Here is a 21,829-nt window from a genome sequence, read left to right as displayed (position 1 = left end):
CGCTCTCTATGTAGATAATTAGAATACTTCTATTATATGAAATTTCACAAAAAAATAGTATAGATTTTTGTAAAATAATTCTTTTATACACCTCACAAGAGAATCCGTTTACATTAATAGAAAAAACTTTTATACTAAAAGAAAGAAACTCTTCGGATTGGAGGCCAATTATGGCAATCAAAACAATTGTAATGGATATTGATGGCACCTTATTAACTTCAGAAAAAAAGATTTCACCAAAAACGCGACAAGCATTAGTAGCTGCACAAAAACAAGGCCTCTCACTGATTTTGGCTTCTGGCCGCCCGACTAACGGTATGCGGCCCTTAGCAGATGAATTGGAGATGGCTCATTATAATGGACACTTACTTTCCTATAACGGCGCTTGTGTCACCCATCATGGCAGTCAGCAACAACTATTTAACCAGACAATTTCAAAATCATTGAGTCAACAAATTTTAGAACATTTGAAACAATTTGACGTAATTCCAATGATTAATGATGAAACATTTATGTATGTCAATGATGTTTTTCATAACACCTTACATTTAGAGACTGGTGATTTTAATATTATTGAATATGAATCACGGGGCGGCAACTTTCAATTATGTGAGTGGCATGATTTAGCCGCCAGACTAAACTTTCCCTTGAACAAAATTTTAATTGCTGGTGAACCCGCCTATTTACAAAAATATCATGAGGCCATCTACGCGCCTTTCAAAGAAACCGTCACCGCTGCTTTTTCCGCTCCTTTCTATTTTGAATTTACCGCAAAAAATATTGATAAAGCGCGTTCTTTAGAAAAACTAACCCTACAGTTAGGCATAACTGCTGAAGAAGTAATTGCTTTTGGTGATGGTCACAACGACTATACTATGTTGGAATGGGCCGGCACGGGGATTGCTATGGAAAACGCCGTTGACGAGCTTAAAAGCATCGCAACGGAAGTCACTTTATCCAACGACAATGACGGCATCGCTGTTGCATTAGCCAACTTTCTTTAAGATCGTTGGTTAATGCAAGCGTACGCCGTCATTTTTTATTGCCTATTCAAATGTCGTGATTTTTTCTGGTGCTAAACGAACAGATTCATAGCCAGTTTCCATGCCCTTACCCACAGATAAAATCATTACTGGGACATAGCGCTCTTGATCTAAACCAAATGTTTCGGCTAATTTTTCCGCTTCAAAACCACCGATTGGATTTGTTTCATATCCGTGAGCTCGGGCCACTAACATAAATTGCATAGCTGCTAAACTCGCATCAATTTTTACGATGTCATTCATTTGTTCTCTACTTAAACTTTCATAATGGGGAATAATGGCTGCTAATTGTTGGTCCCGTACTTCTTTAGGCATTTTACCACTAGCATAGGCTTGATTGTAAATCTCCTCTCCTCGCTCATGGCAGTTTAAATCACCAAAAATTAAGAGCATTGCAGAAGATGTTTCATTTTGACGCGTATTAAAGCGAATTAAGGGTTTTAATTTTTCTTTGCCTGCTTCACTTTCCACTACGACAAAACGCCATGGCTGCATGTTAACAGAAGAAGGGGCAGTGGTCGCTTCTTGAATCATTGTTAACATTTCTTCATGAGAAATTTTATGGGTTTCATCGTACACCCGAACCGATTTGCGGCCAAAAACAATCTCTGAAAAATCATTCGTTGTATATGTTGTCATTCTATCATACCTCTTTCGTTGTAATGCTTTGATCTAGTTTTGTCAAAAGTTCTTTTAATTGGCGACAGTCGTCCTTTGTAAATGTACTGGGAATAATTTCTGTTACCGTTTGTTGCTTGGCTGTGCATTGCTGTAGTTCTTGTTGTGCTTTTTCTGTTAAATGCACTAGCACTTCCCGATTATTTTCTGGATTTCGCTGTCGTGTCACATACTGTTTCTCTTCTAAAATTTTCAAATGGCGAGTGACCGCACCACTATCGATTTTTAAGTGTTCTTGAATCTCCGTTTGAAGACACGGCTGACGTTCTTTTAAAATCATCAGCAACTCATAACGAGTCAAACTCAAGCCAACTTGCTCTTCAAAAACTTTGGTAATTTTTTGATCTAATACCTTTAACTGACATAATAATTGGCTGACTTCCCGTAATGATAACGACATAGTTTCCTCCTTAAAAAGATGACTCGTCAACAATTGACTAGTCAACTATAACTGTTTCTTTCTAAAAATGCAACCTTTTTTACAAGAAAAATAGAACAATTGACAGGGAGAAACTACAGTATTCCCCATCAACTGTTCTATTTTAATCAATCTATTTTTCGGTAACAGGTTCTGCTGATAACCGCTTAATTCCTAAACCAGTAAATGCACTGACCATTGAGAAGACAGGCGATAATAAGCTAAAGAAAACAAATGGTAAGTAAGTCAACGTTGGTACGCCAAAGGTCCCCGCTACGAAGCTACCTGCAATCCCCCAAGGAATGAGGTAGTTAATAACCGTCCCACCATCCTCCAAGGTTCTGCCTAAAACAGTCGGATCCAAACCTTCTTTTTTGTAAACTTCTTTAAAGGCATTCCCTGGTAAAATAACCGATAGGAATTGTTCACCAATAAAAATATTTACGCCAATTCCTGTTAATAACGTTGATAAAATCAATTTCGGTGTACTGCTCATTTTCTGCGAAACAACTTCCATGACCGCAGAAATCAATCCTAATTCCATTAATAAGCCACCTAGAGACAACGTTAGAATAATAAGTGCCACAGTCGGCATCATACTCATAATCCCGCCACGACTTAATAATTGATCAATTTGTGCGTTCCCCGTTTGAGAAACAAACCCATTTTCCAACGTGTTTCCTAATGCCTGCAACGATACTTTCGGATTTTGAATAATAATCATAATTACTGCCACAATAATGTTCAACAAAATCGTGATAATCGCTGGAATTTTGCGCCAGGCACAGATTAACATTAAGGCTAATGGTAACAATGACCAAATTGAAATGGTAAAGTGGTCTTCCAATACTTGAATAACTTGAACTACTTCTGTCAGACTTGTATTCGCGTACGTTTGTCCTAAAATCATAAACAAGATTAAAGAGACGATAAATGCTGGTACAGTCGACCACATCAAGTTTTTTATATGTTTAAACAAATCCGCTTCAACAATCGCTGCGGCTAAGTTTGTTGATTCTGATAAAGGTGACATTTTATCACCAAAAACTGAACCAGAAACAATCGCACCCACAACTAAAGCAGGATTTAACCCTAAGGTACTGCCAATACCGAAAAAGGCAATTCCAATTGTTGACATCACTGTAAAAGCACTACCTACTGCACTGCCGACAATCGCACAGACAATAAAAACTGACGGCACAAACCATTTAACACTAATCATTTTAAAACCAAAAACCATAATCGTTGGAATAATTCCTGCTTGAATCCAAACGGCAATCAATGCACCCACTAAAATAAAAATAAAAATTGGAATAATCCCTGGCTTCAAGCCATCAACAATCCCTTTATGCATTTGATCAAATGGTACTTTACGAAACATTGCGTAGCCTAAAATCAATGCAATCACAAACAAAATAGTAATATTTGGCGATATCTTTAAGCCAATTACTCCTGTTGCAATAGCTGCCACAATAATTAATAACACGATACTTGCTTCTCGAACACTCACGGTCTTCTTTTTCTGTTTTTCTTTCATTTCGTTACTCTCCTCTAATCTTTTTTCTGAATACTCTGACATTAAAGGATCTTATGATAACGAATAACCCCTCCACAACTCATTGAAAACGCCTCCTAAAGCTACATAAAAAGAGAGATTCATCCTTAAAGAATAAGGACGAATCTCTCCGCGGTACCACCTTAATTAGAAGCTTACTTGCTTCTCGCTTATGTATTATGTAATTGTTACTACTTATTAGTGTAATTCACAAATAGACTTGATCGATTCGCAGCAACCATCGACTTTCTGAACAAAACATCTATTTCCTACTGGGCTAATAATTTATGAATCTCAATATACCAAGAAGAAACCGACTTGTCAACGAAAATAGTATAAAAAATTTTTTCACACGCCAACAAAAATTACTTTTTCTTTTTGTAAAAATAGAAAAGCGCCTCCGTTCTCACGAAAGCGCCTGTTAATTAATGGGTTGTGCCACCTTGTAGTTGAATATCTTCTTGCGTTTTTACTGCTGCTTCAATCATATAGAACAAAGAATCTGTGATTGCTTCTAATGACATAGAAGCAAACGTTGGTTTATCAATTGTTTGTTCTGGTAGGAACGGAACATGAATAAATCCGCCACGAATAGTTGGATATTTAGTGTTAATTAAGTGTAGTAAGTGATACATAATATCATTACATACAAAGGTTCCTGCTGTATAAGAAATCGCTGCAGGTAATTGATGGTCATGACAATTTTTTACCATCGCTTTAATCGGTAAATTTGTAAAATAGGCTGTTGCTCCATCTTCAACCAACGGCACATCGCTTGGTTGTTGTCCTGCATTATCCGGGATACGCGCTTCCGCTAAATTAATCGCCACTTTTTCAACAGTGACTGTTTGACGGCCGCCTGCTTGTCCAACACAAATCACCATATCTGGTTGATGGGTTTCAATTGCTTCAGCCACTTTTTCACCACTAGTGCCAAAAACAGTTGGCACCTCAACTTTAATAATTTCAGCTCCTGCAATTTCAGCAGGTAATTTTTTGACTGCTTCAAAGGCAGGATTGATTGCTTCTCCTCCAAATGGATCAAAGCCAGTAACGACAACTTTCATTTCGATCATCCTTTCTTATTTGAATAGAATCATATAAACAATTTGGAAAATTAACATGAAAAGTGCAATCGGCAATTGATTTTTAATGACGCCGTACTTATCTTTCATTTCCAACATGGCTACAGGTACGATATTAAAGTTCGCAGCCATCGGTGTTAACAGTGTACCACAAAAACCACATGTTAAGGCAACCATCCCAACTAATGCGGGATCTGCACCTAAAGAAAAGACAAACGGCACACCAATTCCGACTGTCATCACGGTTATTGCTGCAAAGGCATTGCCCATGATAGCCGTAAAAATAACCATTCCCACAGCATAAATAATAATCCCTACATTGACATTTCCTGCTGGTACTACGGCACTAACCCCTTTTGAAATAATCTCACCAACACCAGCGCTAGTAAAAACAGCACCTAAACAAGCTAATAGCATTGGCAACGTACTAAGAGGACCGACTGTTTCTAACATTTCCGCCGCATCATCAAAAAATACTTTCGGCGTATTATTTTTAGAAAAGAACATCATGATGAAAATCGCTACAAAGACACCAACACCGACACCGACTAAAGCTCCTAAAGTAGTCAATGTGGCAAAAAGAATTGCAAAAACCCCGATACTTAGTGCGGGAATAAAAATCTTCATTCCTAATTTTTGAGACATTTTTTCCATGTATTCTTTCGAAGGTAAGCGACTTTCTCCTTTTGTCACTTTTTGAAGAATTGCCGGAATTGTCATCACAAAAATAAGTACGCCACAGGCAACTGGTGGAATAAACCGACCAAAACCGATTAAGATTCCTAAAATTCCCCAGAATAAACTAGTCCCATACGCATGTTGATTGGTTTTATCACGAAAACTACGAAAACTTGTATATAACAAGATAATCCCCATAAAAATGTAAAGGACTTCCAATAACTTTGCACTCAAATCAATACTTGGATCTGTGAAAAAACTCATTTCAGTCCCTCCTGTCCATAATATTTTTTACGTAATCTTTTTTCTTTTAAAGTAAAGTAAATACTTGCCGAAATTAAGGCAACTAAGGCGACTGGTACTTCCACTAAAGCCAGTTTACCTAATGTCACTTCATAGCCTAAATCTTTCAATGTTGATTGAACAAGCAATGCCCCAGCCCCACCAACAAACAAAACTTGACCAAAGAACCAACAGATATTTTCCATGGCTGAAGCCATCCCTTTTAGTTCTTCTTCATACTCTGGCACCATTGGTAAATTTTTTGATTCAATTGTTCCTAACGCCATTGGCAAAATAATCGGACGCACAAAACCTGCTACCCCACCGAAACTTACGTTAAAAGCGGCGAAGATAATCCGAAAGACACCATAAATGTCAATAATCACACCAGCAGATACCTTTTTGAATCGTTTAATCAACGTAGCTGCTGACTCTTTCAAGCCATTTCTTTCTAAAGTTCCTGTTGCTAACATAATAATAATAAAGATAGCCATTCCTCGATTATTCACAAAGGTTGTTCCTAGTGTTTCTAGCATTGATGTCAAACCAAGCCCGCCAGTAAAAGCCGTCACTATTAAAGCAACCATCACAATCAAGATAGCATCAAATTTCAATGCGAAGCCGACAATGACGATCAATACGCCTAATAAAGGTAATAAATCCATCAAATCTCTCCTTCTTAAAATAAAATTTCACTTTCCATTATATGCCAATTTTCGCTCATTTGTAAGACTTTTTTAATTTTTAATGTTATTTTTTCTAAAGACACAGTTTCCAACACTTTTTAGAGCTACCACTCGCACTTTTTTCTTTTTTCCGCTAGAATAAAAGAAACAATAACATTGAGGAGGATTTTTATGTTCCAAACTTTTAGAGAAAATTTTCGGCGCCATACCCTATTGCGCGACGCCGTCTTTATCGTTATCGGAAGTGCCATTGTCTTTAATCCCGGTGCTTTCTTCCAGTTCGTCGGTTATTTAATTGCTGGTTATTTGATGCTTTTAGGGTTAATTAATATTTATGATGACTACAAAATAAAAAAACAAACGGGTAGCTGGGGACTTGGTTTCGTAACAGGTTTAATCTTTGTCGTCTTAGCAGTAGCCTTTTTATTTTTTGCACCGGTGATTGTTTCGATTCTGCCGTTTTTATTAGGGATTAGTATCGTTATAAACGGCCTCGTTCAATTGACTTTTGCTTTAAATACTCGTCAAACAGGCGCGCTTATCTACAGTATTCTGGTTTTAATCGCTGGAGCTGTTTTAGTTTTCAACCCCTTCAAAAGTCTCTTAGTTTTGATGCAAGTCTTTGGATTTATCCTGATTTTCATGGGTGTCATTGAAATTATTGGTCATTTTAGAAATAAAGCTTAACGAAAGGAGCAACTTATGGATAAAGAAAGTACCAAGTGGATCCGCTTTTTAGGTGGGAAAAATTTACTTTACACATTAACTATCCTTTGTCTAATTGCTGTAACTATCTTTTTATTCAACACTGTTTCATTTATCTTTAAACCAATTTTTGTTATTTTTAGTGCCGTCTTAGGCCCGGTACTTTTTGGTATTATTCTATTTTATTTGCTTAATCCAATGGTGAAACGCCTTGAGAAAAAAATTCCCCGTGTTTGGGCTATTGCGATTCTCTATGTCTTAATTATTGCATTACTAGTGTTAGCTGGACTGCAACTTTTCCCAATTATCCAAGACCAAACGGAAGAATTAATCAAACAATTCCCAAGTTTTTGGAAAAGCACGCTCCAAACAGTACAAGAATTTATGGCTAAAACACCTTTTGCAAAAGATTTAGAATCTGCTAATGAGTCGATTAATCAGCTCTGGGGCAAACTTGCAAACTCCTTTAAAGACTTTGCAGGGGATTACCTACAAACAGGCGCACAAGGTCTGGGAAGCGTCTTTTCTGCAGTCTCTTCTACTTTCCTAACCTTGTTTACAGGACCTATCATCGCCTTTTTCCTTTTAAAAGACAAAGAAAAGTTTTATCGCTTTGTAAAAGGCATCATTCCCCCAGCTTTTCGTCCTGATTTTGATGAATATAGCCAAATTGCCAACATTCAAATTGGCGATTATCTAAAAGGTCAAGTCATTGCTTCGTTGGTTTTAGGGATTATGTATTGGCCAGCTTTTCTATTAATTGGTTTACAATTTGGTAGCATTTTAGCTTTAGCTGCGGGTATTTTATGTATTATTCCTTATATCGGGCCATTTATTGCCTTTATTCCTGGATTGATTATTGCCTTTCAGGATTCCACATTTATGGTAGTTAAATTTGTTATCGTCTGGTTTGCCATCCAATTGATTCATGGTGATTTTGTTATTCCTCGTGTGATGGGCGATAAATTAAAAGTCCATCCGATTACTATTTTACTTGTCTTGTTAGTTATGGGTGAACTGTTTGGTTTAATGGGCGTTATTTTTGGGATTCCAATGTATTGCCTAGTTAAAGTGACAGTCATTTATTTATTCCGCAAATTCAAACAACGCTATAACCGCTTTTATGGTGACAACGGCGAGTATGAACACACGAATTTTACTAAAGATCAATATTTAAAATAATACAATGAAAAAACTGGGACATAAGCCGTTTAGACTTATGTCCCAGTTTTTTACCATACTTCTCTAGCAATTTCTTGAAGTAATTGAACTTTGCGCCATTGTTCTTTCTCCGTCAAACGATTTCCTTCTTCTGTCGAAGCAAAACCACATTGCGGACTAATACTTAAGTTTTCTAAAGGAATAAACTGTTGAGCTTCTTCAATTCGTGCTTTCACTTGTTCAGTCTCTTCTAATTCAGGAAACTTAGAAGTAACTAAACCTAAAACGACTTTGCTGCCATTATTTTGCCAATGTCTTAATGGTGAAAAGTCCCCTGCACGATCTGAGTCATATTCCAAGAAGAAACCATCATAATTCGTAGCAAATAATTCTTTTGCTATCGGTTCATAACCACCTGAAAATAACCAAGACGAAGCATGGTTCCCACGGCAAATGTGCGTGGTTACAGTTAAATCTTCTGGCTTGCCAGCTAAGGCTTCATTAATAATCGTGGTACACACTTGTGCAATTTCTTCTGGCTGTATTCCTTTTGCTCGTAATTCTTCTTGTTTTGTCTGATCCGCTAGAAACGCCCAATTTGTATCATCAAATTGCAAATAACGGCAACCTCTCTCGTAAAAGGCCGCAATTGCGTCTTTATATGTTTGTGCTAAATCCTTATAAAAAGCACCAATCTCTGGATAAATTGTTTGAATGCGCGAGGTGCCATCGTTAGATAAAATTTCTTGACGTAAAATCATGGTCGGACTAGGGATCGTTGCTTTGGCTACCGTGCCATCACCAACTTCCACCACCTCTTTTAAAAATGAAAAGTCCTCTAAAAATGGATGTTGCGTAGGAAAAGATATTTTATCCACTACGCGGATATTATAGGCCGGAGCTGCTTTTCCATGAAAGGTTTGGTTATACCCCGTTTCTGGGATATAGCCTGTCACACCATTTAATCCTTCTAAGAAATCAATATGCCAAAAACCGCGACGAAATTCACCATCTGTGATTCCCCGTAAGCCGCCAGCTTTTTGTTTTGCTACTAATGCTTTGATTTCTTCATCTTCAATAAGACGTAGCTCTGCTTGAGATAACGCACCTGCTTGGACCTTTTTCCGTGCTTTCTTAATTGTTTCCGGACGTAAAAAACTTCCCACATGATCAACTGTAAAAGGAATCTGACTACTCATTTGCCTCACTCTTTCCTATTTTTATTTATAAAAAAACGCCCTTTTACTAGCCGTAACTAGTAAAAGGGCGATTATTATCGCGGTACCACCTTTTTTCGGAAAGATGACTCTTTCCCTTCAACTGACAATCATAATCAGCGGTCTTGTTAACGAAAGACATTACGTTTTTGCCTACGTTTCGACAAAAATTCCTCCTAGGCCATTTTTCGATACAGACATCTAACTTTTTTCACCAACCAAAGTCTCTCTACCAGCTGTCTTGTATTTACTTTCCTATTCAACGGAAATTATTAGATTATAATTAGAATACCACGTTTAGCAAATTTGTCAACGGAGATGGATGAAATAGTAATGAAAAAAGCAGCTTCTTTTCAGAAGCTGCTTACGTCTATTTTTATCATTGCTGATTAGGCTGAATGTCCTACGATTGTGCTACCTGAGTAACCAAAACCGACACGCGTAATACCTGGGTTAATTTCCCAATCACGGTGACCGCTACCTGAAGCTGTTACCATGTTTGTTTCATTGTACCACGCCATGATTACTGAGTTACCTGGCGCCCACATAATTGCGATAACTTCATCTCCACGAGACCAGTGATCATTTGGAATGCCACCTGCTTCAACTTGTGCTGCACGAGCAGTTGCAGAAGCTGCCAAACCTGCATCCCATACTACTGGACGTAAACCTAATGATTGACGTAGAACGTTCAATGCATTGATTGTTGGATCAGCAGAAGGCGCTGGTGTTGGTTCTGGTGTTGGTGTTGGTGTAACTGTTCCACCACCAGTTTGGCCACCATTATTTCCATTATCGCTTGGTGTTGTAGGTTGTACTGGTTGTTCTGATGAAGAAGAGCCAGTATTTTCTGTTGCACTATTATCTGTACTTGGTGTAGTTGTTTCAGTTGTTTGTTGCGTGCTTGATTCAGTTGCTGAGCTTGAGCTTGCTGGTGCTTGTGCTTCTGTTGTTGATGAAGAGGCAACTGGTGCTTCTGCTTTCACTTCAGCTTTAGCTGGTTTTGCAGCAGCTTGTTTGGCTTTTTCAGCTGCAGCTTTTTGTTCAGCAGCTAAGCGTGCTTGCTCTGCTTCAGCAGCTGCTTTTTGTTTTTCTAAGCCAGCTTTAGAACTTTCAGCTGATGATTGTTCTAATGCTAATGAAGCTTTCATTACGTTTAATTCAGATTGTTTAGAAAGTAAATCTTGACGTTTTGTTTCTAATTCAGCTTCTGTTGCTTCAAGTTGTTTCACTTTTTTCTCGTTTTCAGCTTTTTTATCAACAACGGCTTGTTTGTCTTCTTTTTGTTGTTGCATTAAGTCGTTGTTGGCACTTACGATTGTTGAAACAGCTTGAACACGGCTGATTGCATCTGCAACTGAGTCCGCATCTAAAACTGCATCTAGCATTGTTGTGCTTTGTCCATTAACTTGAACATCACGTGCTTGATTTTTGATTGCTTCGTTACGTTTTTCAATACGTTGATTCAAGTTTGTAATTTCTTGTTGTAATTGTTCTGATTTTGCTTTTAGTGTTTGCTTTTGTTCACGTAAAGCCATGCTTTCATCAAATACTGAAGATACTTCTGCTTCTAAAGAAGATACTTGTGAAGCTAAATCCCCTTGTTTTGCTTTTAATGATGAAATTTCTTGATTTTTTTCTTCAATTTTTTTATCAACATTGTCCGCCAAAGCGATGCTTGGGGTAGCAATTGCTGATAGCGTTAATGAACATAGTAATACTGATGCAAATAGACGTTTCTTCACTTGTCATTCCTCCGAATTAATTTCTAAAGTTTATTTAAAATATCTTAATCTTTTCTTACGACAAAAACATTCTACCACACCCATATTTCAATTAAGCAATAGAAATGTTACAAAAACATTTCAGATCACTCCTTCTTTCTCCATAATAGGTAAACTTACCTTTTGTAAGGCTTTTACACCTTGTCACGACTAGTTTTCACGTGTTTTCAATTGTTAAACAATTCTTCGATTTTTTTTCATATTTTTTCTTTTTTTATTCAAATTTTGCTTCTTTTTTGTCGATATATGCTTTTTTTCGTAAAATTAATCATTTTTCCTTCTTTTTATTAAACGTTTTTGTTACAAAATTCGTTATATTTTGGTAATGAATCAAGAAAAAGGCCGCTTCGTTGAGCCGCCTTTTATTATTTCTATGCAATGTTTTTGATCAAACTATTCAACTTATTTTTTATGGACTTATGGGCCTGTCACTAAATTCCAAGTCACCATTGCTTGATAAGTTTGATCTTTTCTACCTTGATTTGCTGGAATTTCTAATTTGATTTGATCAAAAGAAAAATCAAATTGATAAACATCACTTTCGTCAAACTGACCATTGTCAACAATATGGCTAGCTACACCGTTGGCAACTAATTGAATAGCGGTTGTTTTGCCAAGAGCAACTTTAGTTTCCGTTGGTTGATTGTACTGAATAAAACCTGAAACATTGGTTGTTCCTAACAATAACTTTGTCATTGATGATAGTTGATCCACTCTTCCTTCAAAGGGGGATAGTTCTGCAGTTAGTGCCCAATTGGGTTGTGATTTTTTCAAACGTAAATATGGATTTTCCTGACCATTTTCATAATAATCTGCTGCCTGCTTTAAACCATGTTGCTGCGTGTTGCTAGAAATGGCGACTTTGCCAAAATCAAAAGTTGGTGTGCTGATAAAACCTTCCTCATCTGGTGCCACAATTTCTTGATTTTTAGGTTGGATTCTGACAGTATCAGCTGCGTGAACAGCAGAAAAATTTCCATTCATTTCAACAGCCGCTTGTAACACTTGATCTGGTTCACCTGTAGCAATTGTTGTCATCATAATAGTTGCTGTCTGACCAATAGGCACTTCCGTATTTAAAGCAATGCCAACTCGCCAATTTTCATCAGTAATAGGAACAATTTTGTTTGGTTCAGATCCAACACGAATCGTGACTTGGATTGGCCGAGCTAGACCTGGTGACCAACCACTTGCTGGCTTTAAGTTTATTTTTTTTAACGGTACTTCTCCCACATTTGTAAGCATAATCTGCCAAATTTGTATATAACCACTTGGCATGACTTTGACTAGTCCTTCTATTTGCATTTCAGCTTTTGCAGTTATTTCCTTATACACTGCTGTAATAGCGTTCATTTCATTAAAAACAGGGGAGTTTATGGGGCGCTTCGTTTTTTCTAAGCTCTCTTGTTTTGTTTTATCTTGATACCAACCTTGATATAAATAAGTTTTACCGTTAACGCTGTATTGTTGTGGCAGTTTTTTTCCAGCTAAATAGCGAAAGCCATCCGTAGTTATTGGTTGTTGGTGATCCTGAATAAAATCAGATGGTGGTGCAATTTCAACACCATTGACATCCTCAAATGTATAATTTTTTTGAGGTATCTCCTTATAGACAACAGTTAAATCATCATTGTCATCATAGGTAATATCATAACTGGGCGTTACGCTTTTTTCTAAATTTTCAGGTTTCGTTTTCCCTTTATACCATCCTTGAAATTGATACGTTTTTGAGTCAATTTCATAGCTACTTGGCAAAAGATCTTTCTGTTTAAATGCGTAAGGGTCACGCTCAATAAGTGTTTGCTTTCCTTGTCTAAACCCCGGTGGTGGAGGGATTGGTTTCCCTTGAGTATCCACAAAATGTTCTGTCACTATGCGATTGGTAACATGATAATAAACCGGCCCTGAAAATTTAAAGTAATTCAATAGCCCAGATTGATTCGATGAATCAACCTTCACTTGGTTGTACAAAGGAACGATTAGTTTTTGACTCTCGCTAATGTTAAACGTTACTCCTGTTTTCTGACTATATTGTTGTGCAGACATTTTTTCCAATTCAAATTGCGAAATTGTTGTTGGATATTGGTTTCCTGATGCGTCGGAAATAGTTGGCAGCGGAAAATTGGGATCAATTTCCCCTTTCTTATTGTATAAGCTTAAAGAAGTATAATATCTTGGTAAAAAAAATGTTTGATTACTCGCTGCAAGCACCGTTGACATGTCGGAATAGACGGCTACTTTCTCACTTGGAATTACCACTTCTTTTAAATTAGCCACTGTAGATGCTGTCACTGGTTGACTTTCACCTTCCCACACATTTATGCCATTTGGGGAATTGCCTTGCCAACTATGATACTGTAGAAGGATCTCATTGGCGTTTACTGGCTGCCCCTCTTCATTAATAAATCCATAACGATAAGTTAGGTTAGGCGTCTCAATTCTTTCTCTAATCGTTTGACTTGTAACATTAGCCTCATTATCGATTAACTCACTTTTTGGCAATGCTAGTGGTTCTTCATCATGTAGTTTATCCTTTGTCTGTGGTTGTTCACTTTTGGCTTTTTCTGCTGTTAATGAATGATTGGTTCCTTCTCTTACTTGTTTTGTACTTGGTAATGTTTCTGCAAAAACAGTTGTCTGTATTAGTATGGGGAATACTAATATATGGCAGATGCCCGTTACTATCAATTCTTTCCATTTACTTCGCTTCATATTGTCCCTTCTTTCTAAAGAACAATCCAACAATTCTTAGTTAACTAAACATTAAGACACTAAACTTAGCAGAATGATCACTTACCATTTTCAGCAACAGTCTTGTCTTGTGGTATCGGTTTCATTTTTCTTTATACTTTGGATCATTCACTTGTTTCAGCGCTATTCGTCCAATACTTCTTTTTACTAACCAGTTATAACTAGTTTAGCAAAAAAGAATAATTTCTGAAATTCCGAATTTTAAACAGATAGGAGCATTTCCTGAAGATTCTATATATATCAAGGAAAATCGACCAAAAATAAACTGAAAATAAACTTTTCAATAGAGAATCATAGCTAAAACAGGATAAATTAATCATATTTTCACCTTCCTAGCTTTACCTTTATCAAAAAAAGCTCAAAATGTTAGTTTTGACAACTAACATTTTGAGCTTTTTGTTTTTTTTCTTAACGAATGATTTCGACTTTTTTGTCTGTCTTGACTGTAACACGGCCGTTTTTAATAACATATAACCGTTCTGGAATATCAATAATCGCATGTTCAACCACTTTTGTGTCTAATAAGACTAAATCTGCTTTATTCCCAACTGCGACACCGTATCCTTCTAGTCCCATCGCACGAGCAGGACTTGTTGTTACCATTGGTAGCACTGTTTTTAAGTCATCCGCTCCACCTAGGTGCCCAACAGGAATGGCTAACATCGCTGTTTGAACAATATCCCCTGTGCCATATGGTGTAAAAGCATTGCGAATATTATTCGTAGCAATACAGACATTCACGCCACCATCGCGTAATTTACGAATTGGCGTAACTGCACGTCGAACATTGTACTGATCACCACGAGCCCCTAAATGTAAATCCGTTGCTGGTAAAGCCATCACGCTAATATTTGCTTCCGCCATTTTTGCAATAATAGGCGCCAATTCTGCTTCAGGTAAGGCATGCAATGCCGTTAAGTGGCCCACTGAAACACGGCCTTGGTAGCCTTCAGCGATGGTTTTTTCACATAAATATTCAATACTCATATCATCAGCTTCATCGGCAAAATCTTGGTGTAAATCTACATCTTTATCATATTTTTTAGCAATTTCAAACACTAAATCAATATGTTCTTTCGCTGGTGCATCATTATAAGGAATACCGCCGACAACGTCTGCGCCCATATCCATTGCTTCATACATCATTTGTTCTGTTCCAGGGGCTTTAAAAATTCCTTCTTGCGGAAACGCAACTACTTGCATATCAATTAACTCTTTGTATTCTTCTTTCAAACGCATAATTGTTTTGAAGCCAGTAAAACCTTGCGCTGGGTCAAATTCTGCATGCGTTCTTAACGCCGTGGTCCCATGAACGATTAACATTTCTAAAGCACGTTTGGCACGGTCGTAAATGTCTTCTTCGGTAAATGTTGGTTTTAATTCTGCGGTTACTTCAATTGCTTCTTTCAACGTACCTGATTTATTTGGTTTACGATCAGCGATTAATGCCTTGTCCAAATGTAAATGGCTTTCTACAAAACCTGGGATTAAAACACGACCATCTGCTTCGATGACTTCTTTGGCATCGCCAGTAATAACTGGGGCGATTTCAATGATTTTTCCTTCTTTAATAGCTACATCTTGTAATGCTTCACCGTCTTGAAGACGAACTTGTTTAATTAATAAATCCATGTTTTCCACTCCCTAAATTGTTTTTTATCCAAAGATTAAACCGATAACTAATAATAGTACAGAGGCAATACTTAACCATTTCACGTTTCCTTTAACAACATCCAAAATTGGAATTTGGAAGCCTGAAGATAAAGCTTGCATAGTAATATTAACGAAACTCATTTGACTACCTAAACCAACACCCATTGCTACAAAACCTAATGCTAACGGCGGGAAGTTCAACGATACAGCAACTGGTAGCACTAAAGTTAAAACAGAACCTACGTAGGCCCCAGCTGGAATCCCAATTAAAATCCCTGTTAAAATGGCAACTGGCACGACAATAAAGGCTGGTGCATTTTCAGCAACACCTGCGATTACAGCAAACGTTCCTGTTTGTGCAATAACATTAATAAAGGCTAAGAAAATCCCTACTTGGAATAAACGAGTCAAAATATATGTAGACCCATCTACCATCGCTTCGACAGATTTGTTCATTGAGAAATCTGTACATAAGAAAATTAAAACTAATGTTAAAATCATGTATACAAGTGGCGTAAAGAAGGCAAAACCAATTAAATCATTCACAATTGGTCCAAAAATTACAGCAAACAATAAGAAAATGGCTGGCAAGGTAATTTTAAATAATTCACCATTGCTCTTTTTATCAAATTCATCATCTGCCGACTCTTTAAAGCCAACATTTCTATGTTTCGTTCCCCAAAAGGCTAGAACAATCGCTAATGCTACGAAGAATAACCAGTAAGGTCGCATGGTTGAAACATATGAACCGACACTGATATCGCCTAATTTTGAAACAATACTTGATTCTAATGAAGCGGGTGATGTTGTAAATGATACCGCAGCAGCTAAAGACATTGCTGCAATTAATTCAGGAACAACGCCAACTGCGGCAAAGGCCAATGGCGCAATAACCATCGCACTTCCGCCACCAATTCCTGACATATATGTGGCTGCGGCTAATAAGATAACAATAAAAGCTGAAACATACTCGACTTTTCCTTTTGTGCCTCGTTTGGCTAAAGTTAATGCAGCTGAATAACTACCTGCTTTAAAGACCGCCATCGCAACAGCTGAATTAATGATGGGAACGGTAATTCCTAACATCATTGGGATAGCTTCCAACATCTGTTTATTCGCTTCTTCTAGTCCAATGCCACCAATCAGCATCGCTAAGACGCCACCAATTAAACCAGCGATAATCATATCGACTTTCATAAACAATAGAACCAAAACAACAATCAATGGAATAATCACAACTAATGCCATGATTCCTGTCGGGGCAACTACATCCCCAATCTCATCAGCAAAGACCGCAACTGGCACAAAAATACTAACTAAGAATGCAAAAATAAGTGCTACTTTTGACGATTTTTTCATTTTACTTTCCTCCAATAGAAAGAAGGCGAGAGCAACGCAGTAGCGAATACTCTCTGCGCTCCTCATTATTTGGCAAAGGCACCTTGCCCGCCATATTTATCGTAATGTACAATCTCACTAACTAAATAATCATAAATACTTTGTGGAATTTCAATGCCTTCTGACATGGCTTTTTGATAGTTTAGCTGACCAATTTCTCCTGGATAGTAAACTTGTTGAAACCCTTCTGCTGTAGGCACACTATGAAGTTCTTCCACCATTTGATTAATATTTTCTTTAAATCGTTCAGAATCTGTAAAGCGGCTTGGATCAATGACTAAAAACATCTGACCCAGATTCCGTTTCTCCGTTAAATCCGCATACATGGAGCTGACATGTTTGCCAAAAGGTAAACCTAACAACGAACCAGCTAAGACATCGACCATCATCATTAGTCCATATCCTTTTGGTCCTGAAATCGGCAATAAACCTCGTACTTCATAAGGATCAGTCGTTGGCTGGCCTTTTTCGTCTACTGCCCATGTGTCGGGAATTTCAACATCTCTTGAACGTGCATCTAAAATTTTCCCCCACGCCTGTACTGTCGTAGCCATATCAAACACGACTGGTTCATGACCTGCTCTAGGTGCTGCAAAAGCGATTGGATTTGTCCCAAAATAATTGCTTGTACCACCAAACGGTACCACCATTGGATCAGATTGACACATCGAAAGAGCAACCATGCCTTGTTCCGCTGCTTTTTTAACATAATACGATAACGTCCCGCTATGACTCGTTTGAGAAACGCCAACATACGCTAACCCTGATTCTTTGGCTAGATCAACTGCAGCAGCTAATGCTTCGTTACAAACAAATTGACCCACGCCATTATCGCCATGAAAAATGGCAGTGGACGGTCCAGTTTTTTCAAATGATAATTCGGGGTCAATCGTGATCCCGCCTTTTGCAATCCGTTCCGCATAATAATCCATACGAACCGCCCCGTGTGAATGAATACCGCTAGCATCTGCAAAAGTTAAATGTCGAGCAACTTCTTCGGCATGTTCAGAATGTAAACCAGCAGCTTCTAATTTTTGTTTCATCAGCTTTTCTAATTTTTCCGGTGTAACGACAACCATTTCTTCCATTGCGCTTGCTCCTTTATCATTAATCTTAAAAAAAGGAAAGAAAACAAGTGATTTTCTTCTTCGTCCTTGCATTTCCTCCCCTTTTTTCACTACTTATTGCTACTGTTAAAGACAGTATAGTCAATTTCATCCACTGATTTTGCAACTAGAATAGCAGAGTAAACATCTGAATTGACATTTAAAATTGTTCGTAACATGCCAACAAACCATTCGACGCCTGCAAAAATTGCAATACTCTCAATGGGTAAACCCATTTGCGGAACAATCACTGCCAGTGAGACTAAGCCCGCACCGGGAACAACTGCGTTTGCTAGTGAGACAAACGTTGCTGTAATTGCTAAGTAAATCATTTTCGTAATATCAAACTCTAGCTGATACATCTGAGCGATAGTCATTACAGTAAAAGCCATATGCATCGCTGAACCGTTACTGTTTAATGACATACCTAACGGCAACACTAAGTTAGTAATTCGCTTACTTAAACCTAATTTTGCTTCTGTTTCTTCCAAAGCTACTGGTAAAGTAATTGCTGAAGAAGTTGTCGCCAAGGCCATCACAGACATATTTTTCATGTTTGTAATTAAACGTAGTGGACTTACTTTACAGTACAATGTGATAACCAAAATCCAGATGCCCAAAAATAAAATAGTTCCTAATCCATAGACCAATAGATACTTCACTAACGGTAAAATAATTTGAAGGCCTAAGTGACTAATTGTTGAAGCAATTAAAGCAAAAATCCCCAGAGGTGCTAGATACATGACGTATCGAATGACTGTAATGATAACTTCATTAAAGTCCACAATTATTTGGAAGAGTTGTGTCTCTGGATGGCTTTGTAAGTATTTATTCAGTGCTAAACCAAAAAATAATGCAAAGACAATAATTTGAATAATCGATCCTTGAGTCAGTGAATCAAAAATATTTTTCGGAACGAAATTTAAAATCGTATCAGTAATTGAGATTTCTTGCGCTTTAATAGAAGCATCTTGGAAGCCAGTCATTTTAACACCGTATCCTGGATTAAAAATGACTGCCATTAGGACGCCCCATAAAGCGGCAGCTAAGGAGGAAATCCCGAAAACAGCGATTGTTCTACCCCCAAGGCTCGTTAATTCTTTTGGATTAATACTGCCAACTGCTTGGACAATTTGCCCTAAGATCAAGATAGGAATAGCCATTTGCATCAGTCGCAAAAAGACATCTCCAACTATTTTCAAGTAATTGCCGCTAGCAGGAATCAAGAGTCCTACGAGGATTCCTACGACAACAGCAATTGCAATTTGGGTGATCATGGACGGTTTTTTCATGGTAAACTACCCCTTTTGACTGATCACAGTTCCTGCTTCTTTATCGATGTTTTCTAAGTTTTCGATAGAAGTAATGATTGCTTTCCGTTTGTCATCACCTTTTACGAAGTCTAAGGCAGCTTCGATTTTTGGTAGCATACTACCAGCAGCAAAGTGACCTTCTTTAATGTATTCTTCTGCTTCGGCTACACTGATTTGTTCTAATGCTTTTTGATCTGGTTGATTGTAATTAATGTAGATGTTATCAACGCCTGTCAAAATAATCAAACGGTCTGCATCAACGTTTTCAGCTAAAACACGTGCAGAGAAATCTTTGTCGTTAACCGCTTCCACACCTACGTATTGTCCGTCTTCTGCTACGACCGGAATGCCCCCGCCACCAGAACAGATAGTTAAAACGTCCGCCTCTACTAAAGCACGAACCGCCTCTTTTTCAACAATTTCTTTAGGCATTGGTGATGGAACAACTTTTCGGTAGCCACGGCCAGCATCTTCCACATACGTAGAGCCATCTTTGGCTGCTTCCGCGTCAGCTTCTTCTTTTGTATAGAATGGACCAATTGGTTTTGATGGTTTTTTAAACGAAGGATCTTCTTTGTCCACACGCACTTGTGTAACTACAGAGATAACTGGTTTAGCAATGTTACGTTTTTCAAACTCATTAGTTAAAGCATTTTGTAACCAGTAACCGATGCTTCCTTGTGTCATCGCAACACAAGTATCCAATTTCAACGCTGGATTTTTTTCACTTTCGCCTGCTTTTTGTTGTAAAAGCAAATTCCCTACTTGTGGTCCGTTTCCGTGACAGACAATGACTTGTTCCCCTTTAGCAACAAATTCTGCAATATATTTGGCCGCGTGATTAACGACGGCTTTTTGGCCTTCATCTGTTGGATCCGTATCTAAAATAGCATTCCCACCTAGGGCAATTACGTTTAAACTCATTGATTGATTCGCTCCTTTTTAGTAAAGCAAAGACAAAATCTTTTCAGTATCGACGGATAAGAAATAATTTGTTTACGAAATGAAAGATTTTGTCTTGCTCATTTTGATTGTTTCAGTCATTATCGAAGGGATAATTAACCTAATTTCGGTTTACTCTCATCTTTAGCTAAGAAAGCAAAAGCTAGTAAACCAATAACTAATAGTACACAAGAAAGATAGAAGCCAACTTGCATTGAGCCTGCTGTATCTGCTAAATATCCTGTGACATACGGTGCTAGGATTGACCCTGACATCCCGATAAAATTATAGGCACTTAACGTTGTTCCTAAGGCCGCTTTTGGTGCATGTTTGGTAACAAAAGTCACCATAATTGGATCTAACGCTAATTTCCCTGTTAACCCATAAAGAATTAAAACAGAAATTAACAATGTCCGATTTGTTACAAAAGCAATCGCAAAGACAGATAGGATTGCTAAAGGTACTAATGTAAAGACTAATTTTTTCGTCGCACCTGTTTTATCATTCAAACGAGCGAAGATTAAGGCTCCTGGAATAGAGGCCCATGGTACAAGTGATGAAATGAAACCAACGCTCGCTCCTGTAAAGCCACGTTCAGCAATTAAAAATTGTGGCAACCAAGTAATAATGACAAAGTTTGCATAAATACTTGTGAAACATAAAATAAATGCGGCTAATAAATTACGATTTGAGAAAATTTCTTTTAATGAGATCTTTTCTTGTGGTCCTTCTTCAGCAGCTGCTCGTGCAGCTTCTTCACCAGGACGAATCACTTTTTCTTTCAAAATTGTATAGAAAAGAATTCCTACGATAAACGTTGGAATCGCCATGATAAAGAATGGTTTGCTCCAATGTTCACCATTTTCTAAAACCAATTTACTTGAAAGTAGGTACCCACCTGATGTACCGAAGGCCATCCCACTATTGATGATGGCATTACCGATGGTCCGTTTACTTGCTGGAATCGCTTCTGTCGATAGCGCATATTGCGGGCCATAGTAAGCTCCTTGACCAATACCAGCAATTGCACGAATGACTAAAAACATAACAAAGGTTGTCGCTAATCCACTAAAATAAGTAGAAATAGCAAGAACGATAAACCCAACAGCAATGACTAATTTCCGCCCAATTTTATCGCCAATCATCCCAAAAGGAATCTGTGCAACAGCATAGGTTAGAAAGAAGATACTATTGGCTAAACCAAGTTGTGTGTTACTTAGACCAAATTGTTCTCCAATGACCCCCATCACTGGATTAAAAATAGTTCGTGTTGCGTACATTAAAATCCAGCCTACGAAGAAAATGGCTACGACTTTAATCCAGTAACTATTGCTCACTTGCACTGCTTGATTTTTTTTACTATTCTCCATGTCT

18 protein-coding genes and 2 other annotated features are annotated in these 21,829 nt (G+C 37.7%); of the genes, 3 read left to right on the top strand and 15 right to left on the bottom strand.

Annotation, left to right across the window (positions count from 1 at the left end):
• The first annotated feature begins 170 nt into the window (after positions 1–170).
• Positions 171–1,004, top strand: coding sequence for a Cof-type HAD-IIB family hydrolase (locus tag PYW42_RS01540; protein WP_002403689.1), 834 nt, complete (start codon positions 171–173; stop codon positions 1,002–1,004).
• 42 nt (positions 1,005–1,046) lie between these two features.
• Here the strand turns inward: PYW42_RS01540 and PYW42_RS01535 are convergent, their stop codons facing one another.
• From PYW42_RS01535 to PYW42_RS01510, 6 genes are all read right to left on the bottom strand, one after another.
• The gene (locus PYW42_RS01535) at positions 1,047–1,682 is read right to left on the bottom strand and encodes a nitroreductase family protein (RefSeq protein WP_002358386.1); all 636 of its coding nucleotides are present in this window, start codon (positions 1,680–1,682) and stop codon (positions 1,047–1,049) included.
• 4 nt (positions 1,683–1,686) lie between these two features.
• Positions 1,687–2,121, bottom strand: a complete 435-nt coding sequence (locus PYW42_RS01530) for a MarR family winged helix-turn-helix transcriptional regulator (protein ID WP_002362972.1) — start codon at positions 2,119–2,121, stop codon at positions 1,687–1,689.
• 151 nt (positions 2,122–2,272) lie between these two features.
• A complete protein-coding gene (gene nhaC, locus PYW42_RS01525; RefSeq protein ID WP_002383673.1) occupies positions 2,273–3,718 on the bottom strand; it encodes a Na+/H+ antiporter NhaC in 1,446 nt (481 codons plus the stop codon).
• Between the two features lie 89 nt (positions 3,719–3,807).
• Positions 3,808–3,983 (bottom strand) — a binding site (T-box leader).
• Between the two features lie 136 nt (positions 3,984–4,119).
• Positions 4,120–4,761: a pyroglutamyl-peptidase I gene (pcp, locus tag PYW42_RS01520; protein WP_002355269.1), complete on the bottom strand. Its 642-nt coding sequence runs from the start codon at positions 4,759–4,761 to the stop codon at positions 4,120–4,122.
• A 15-nt stretch (positions 4,762–4,776) separates the two neighbouring features.
• Positions 4,777–5,721: a DUF979 domain-containing protein gene (locus PYW42_RS01515; RefSeq protein ID WP_002355267.1), complete on the bottom strand. Its 945-nt coding sequence runs from the start codon at positions 5,719–5,721 to the stop codon at positions 4,777–4,779.
• Positions 5,718–6,404 (bottom strand): DUF969 domain-containing protein, encoded by a 687-nt coding sequence (locus PYW42_RS01510; protein ID WP_002355265.1) that lies wholly within the window; start codon positions 6,402–6,404, stop codon positions 5,718–5,720. Before PYW42_RS01510 ends, PYW42_RS01515 begins: the two co-directional genes overlap by 4 nt.
• Before the next feature lie 192 nt (positions 6,405–6,596).
• On the opposite strand from PYW42_RS01510, the gene PYW42_RS01505 reads away from it, so the two are divergent.
• Together PYW42_RS01505 and PYW42_RS01500 are read left to right on the top strand one after the other, a co-directional pair.
• Complete coding sequence (locus PYW42_RS01505; RefSeq protein WP_002381189.1) at positions 6,597–7,112, top strand: HdeD family acid-resistance protein; 516 nt, start codon at positions 6,597–6,599, stop codon at positions 7,110–7,112.
• Between the two features lie 15 nt (positions 7,113–7,127).
• Positions 7,128–8,312, top strand: coding sequence for an AI-2E family transporter (locus PYW42_RS01500; RefSeq protein WP_002355262.1), 1,185 nt, complete (start codon positions 7,128–7,130; stop codon positions 8,310–8,312).
• Positions 8,313–8,362: 50 nt separating this feature from the next.
• Here PYW42_RS01500 and PYW42_RS01495 read toward each other — a convergent pair whose 3' ends face one another.
• From PYW42_RS01495 to PYW42_RS01455, 9 genes are all read right to left on the bottom strand, one after another.
• The gene (locus PYW42_RS01495; protein ID WP_002362969.1) at positions 8,363–9,490 is read right to left on the bottom strand and encodes a 5-methyltetrahydropteroyltriglutamate--homocysteine S-methyltransferase; all 1,128 of its coding nucleotides are present in this window, start codon (positions 9,488–9,490) and stop codon (positions 8,363–8,365) included.
• A 60-nt stretch (positions 9,491–9,550) separates the two neighbouring features.
• Positions 9,551–9,780 (bottom strand) — a binding site (T-box leader).
• A 117-nt stretch (positions 9,781–9,897) separates the two neighbouring features.
• Complete coding sequence (locus PYW42_RS01490) at positions 9,898–11,253, bottom strand: PcsB-like coiled-coil domain-containing protein (RefSeq protein WP_010816088.1); 1,356 nt, start codon at positions 11,251–11,253, stop codon at positions 9,898–9,900.
• Between the two features lie 456 nt (positions 11,254–11,709).
• Positions 11,710–14,004: a WxL domain-containing protein gene (locus PYW42_RS01485; protein WP_002411294.1), complete on the bottom strand. Its 2,295-nt coding sequence runs from the start codon at positions 14,002–14,004 to the stop codon at positions 11,710–11,712.
• A 447-nt stretch (positions 14,005–14,451) separates the two neighbouring features.
• Positions 14,452–15,675 carry an amidohydrolase family protein gene (locus tag PYW42_RS01480; RefSeq protein ID WP_002389547.1) on the bottom strand — a complete coding sequence of 408 codons (1,224 nt, stop codon included), beginning with the start codon at positions 15,673–15,675 and terminating at the stop codon, positions 14,452–14,454.
• Positions 15,676–15,699: 24 nt separating this feature from the next.
• Complete coding sequence (locus PYW42_RS01475) at positions 15,700–17,121, bottom strand: hypothetical protein (protein WP_002403691.1); 1,422 nt, start codon at positions 17,119–17,121, stop codon at positions 15,700–15,702.
• Positions 17,121–18,182, bottom strand: a complete 1,062-nt coding sequence (allD, locus tag PYW42_RS01470) for an ureidoglycolate dehydrogenase (protein ID WP_002413499.1) — start codon at positions 18,180–18,182, stop codon at positions 17,121–17,123. Before allD ends, PYW42_RS01475 begins: the two co-directional genes overlap by 1 nt.
• Before the next feature lie 89 nt (positions 18,183–18,271).
• Positions 18,272–19,492 carry a dicarboxylate/amino acid:cation symporter gene (locus PYW42_RS01465; RefSeq protein ID WP_002358375.1) on the bottom strand — a complete coding sequence of 407 codons (1,221 nt, stop codon included), beginning with the start codon at positions 19,490–19,492 and terminating at the stop codon, positions 18,272–18,274.
• A gap of 6 nt (positions 19,493–19,498) precedes the next feature.
• The gene (arcC, locus tag PYW42_RS01460; RefSeq protein WP_002355252.1) at positions 19,499–20,437 is read right to left on the bottom strand and encodes a carbamate kinase; all 939 of its coding nucleotides are present in this window, start codon (positions 20,435–20,437) and stop codon (positions 19,499–19,501) included.
• A 134-nt stretch (positions 20,438–20,571) separates the two neighbouring features.
• Positions 20,572–21,825, bottom strand: a complete 1,254-nt coding sequence (locus PYW42_RS01455) for an MFS transporter (RefSeq protein WP_002355251.1) — start codon at positions 21,823–21,825, stop codon at positions 20,572–20,574.
• Between the last annotated feature and the right edge of the window lie 4 nt (positions 21,826–21,829).

It is taken from the genome of Enterococcus faecalis, assembly GCF_029024925.1.
In the GTDB taxonomy this organism is placed as follows: domain Bacteria; phylum Bacillota; class Bacilli; order Lactobacillales; family Enterococcaceae; genus Enterococcus; species Enterococcus faecalis.
This window is presented reverse-complemented; position numbering and strand designations above follow the sequence as displayed.

Bases quoted from the DNA above. Each gene is read 5' to 3' on its own strand.
- PYW42_RS01540 (WP_002403689.1), top strand. From the start codon at position 171: ATGGCAATCAAAACAATTGTAATGGATATTGATGGCACCTTATTAACT.
- PYW42_RS01535 (WP_002358386.1), bottom strand. From the start codon at position 1,682: ATGACAACATATACAACGAATGATTTTTCAGAGATTGTTTTTGGCCGC.
- PYW42_RS01530 (WP_002362972.1), bottom strand. From the start codon at position 2,121: ATGTCGTTATCATTACGGGAAGTCAGCCAATTATTATGTCAGTTAAAG.
- nhaC (WP_002383673.1), bottom strand. From the start codon at position 3,718: ATGTCAGAGTATTCAGAAAAAAGATTAGAGGAGAGTAACGAAATGAAA.
- pcp (WP_002355269.1), bottom strand. From the start codon at position 4,761: ATGAAAGTTGTCGTTACTGGCTTTGATCCATTTGGAGGAGAAGCAATC.
- PYW42_RS01515 (WP_002355267.1), bottom strand. From the start codon at position 5,721: ATGAGTTTTTTCACAGATCCAAGTATTGATTTGAGTGCAAAGTTATTG.
- PYW42_RS01510 (WP_002355265.1), bottom strand. From the start codon at position 6,404: ATGGATTTATTACCTTTATTAGGCGTATTGATCGTCATTGTCGGCTTC.
- PYW42_RS01505 (WP_002381189.1), top strand. From the start codon at position 6,597: ATGTTCCAAACTTTTAGAGAAAATTTTCGGCGCCATACCCTATTGCGC.
- PYW42_RS01500 (WP_002355262.1), top strand. From the start codon at position 7,128: ATGGATAAAGAAAGTACCAAGTGGATCCGCTTTTTAGGTGGGAAAAAT.
- PYW42_RS01495 (WP_002362969.1), bottom strand. From the start codon at position 9,490: ATGAGTAGTCAGATTCCTTTTACAGTTGATCATGTGGGAAGTTTTTTA.
- PYW42_RS01485 (WP_002411294.1), bottom strand. From the start codon at position 14,004: ATGAAGCGAAGTAAATGGAAAGAATTGATAGTAACGGGCATCTGCCAT.
- PYW42_RS01480 (WP_002389547.1), bottom strand. From the start codon at position 15,675: ATGGATTTATTAATTAAACAAGTTCGTCTTCAAGACGGTGAAGCATTA.
- PYW42_RS01475 (WP_002403691.1), bottom strand. From the start codon at position 17,121: ATGAGGAGCGCAGAGAGTATTCGCTACTGCGTTGCTCTCGCCTTCTTT.
- allD (WP_002413499.1), bottom strand. From the start codon at position 18,182: ATGGAAGAAATGGTTGTCGTTACACCGGAAAAATTAGAAAAGCTGATG.
- PYW42_RS01465 (WP_002358375.1), bottom strand. From the start codon at position 19,492: ATGAAAAAACCGTCCATGATCACCCAAATTGCAATTGCTGTTGTCGTA.
- arcC (WP_002355252.1), bottom strand. From the start codon at position 20,437: ATGAGTTTAAACGTAATTGCCCTAGGTGGGAATGCTATTTTAGATACG.
- PYW42_RS01455 (WP_002355251.1), bottom strand. From the start codon at position 21,825: ATGGAGAATAGTAAAAAAAATCAAGCAGTGCAAGTGAGCAATAGTTAC.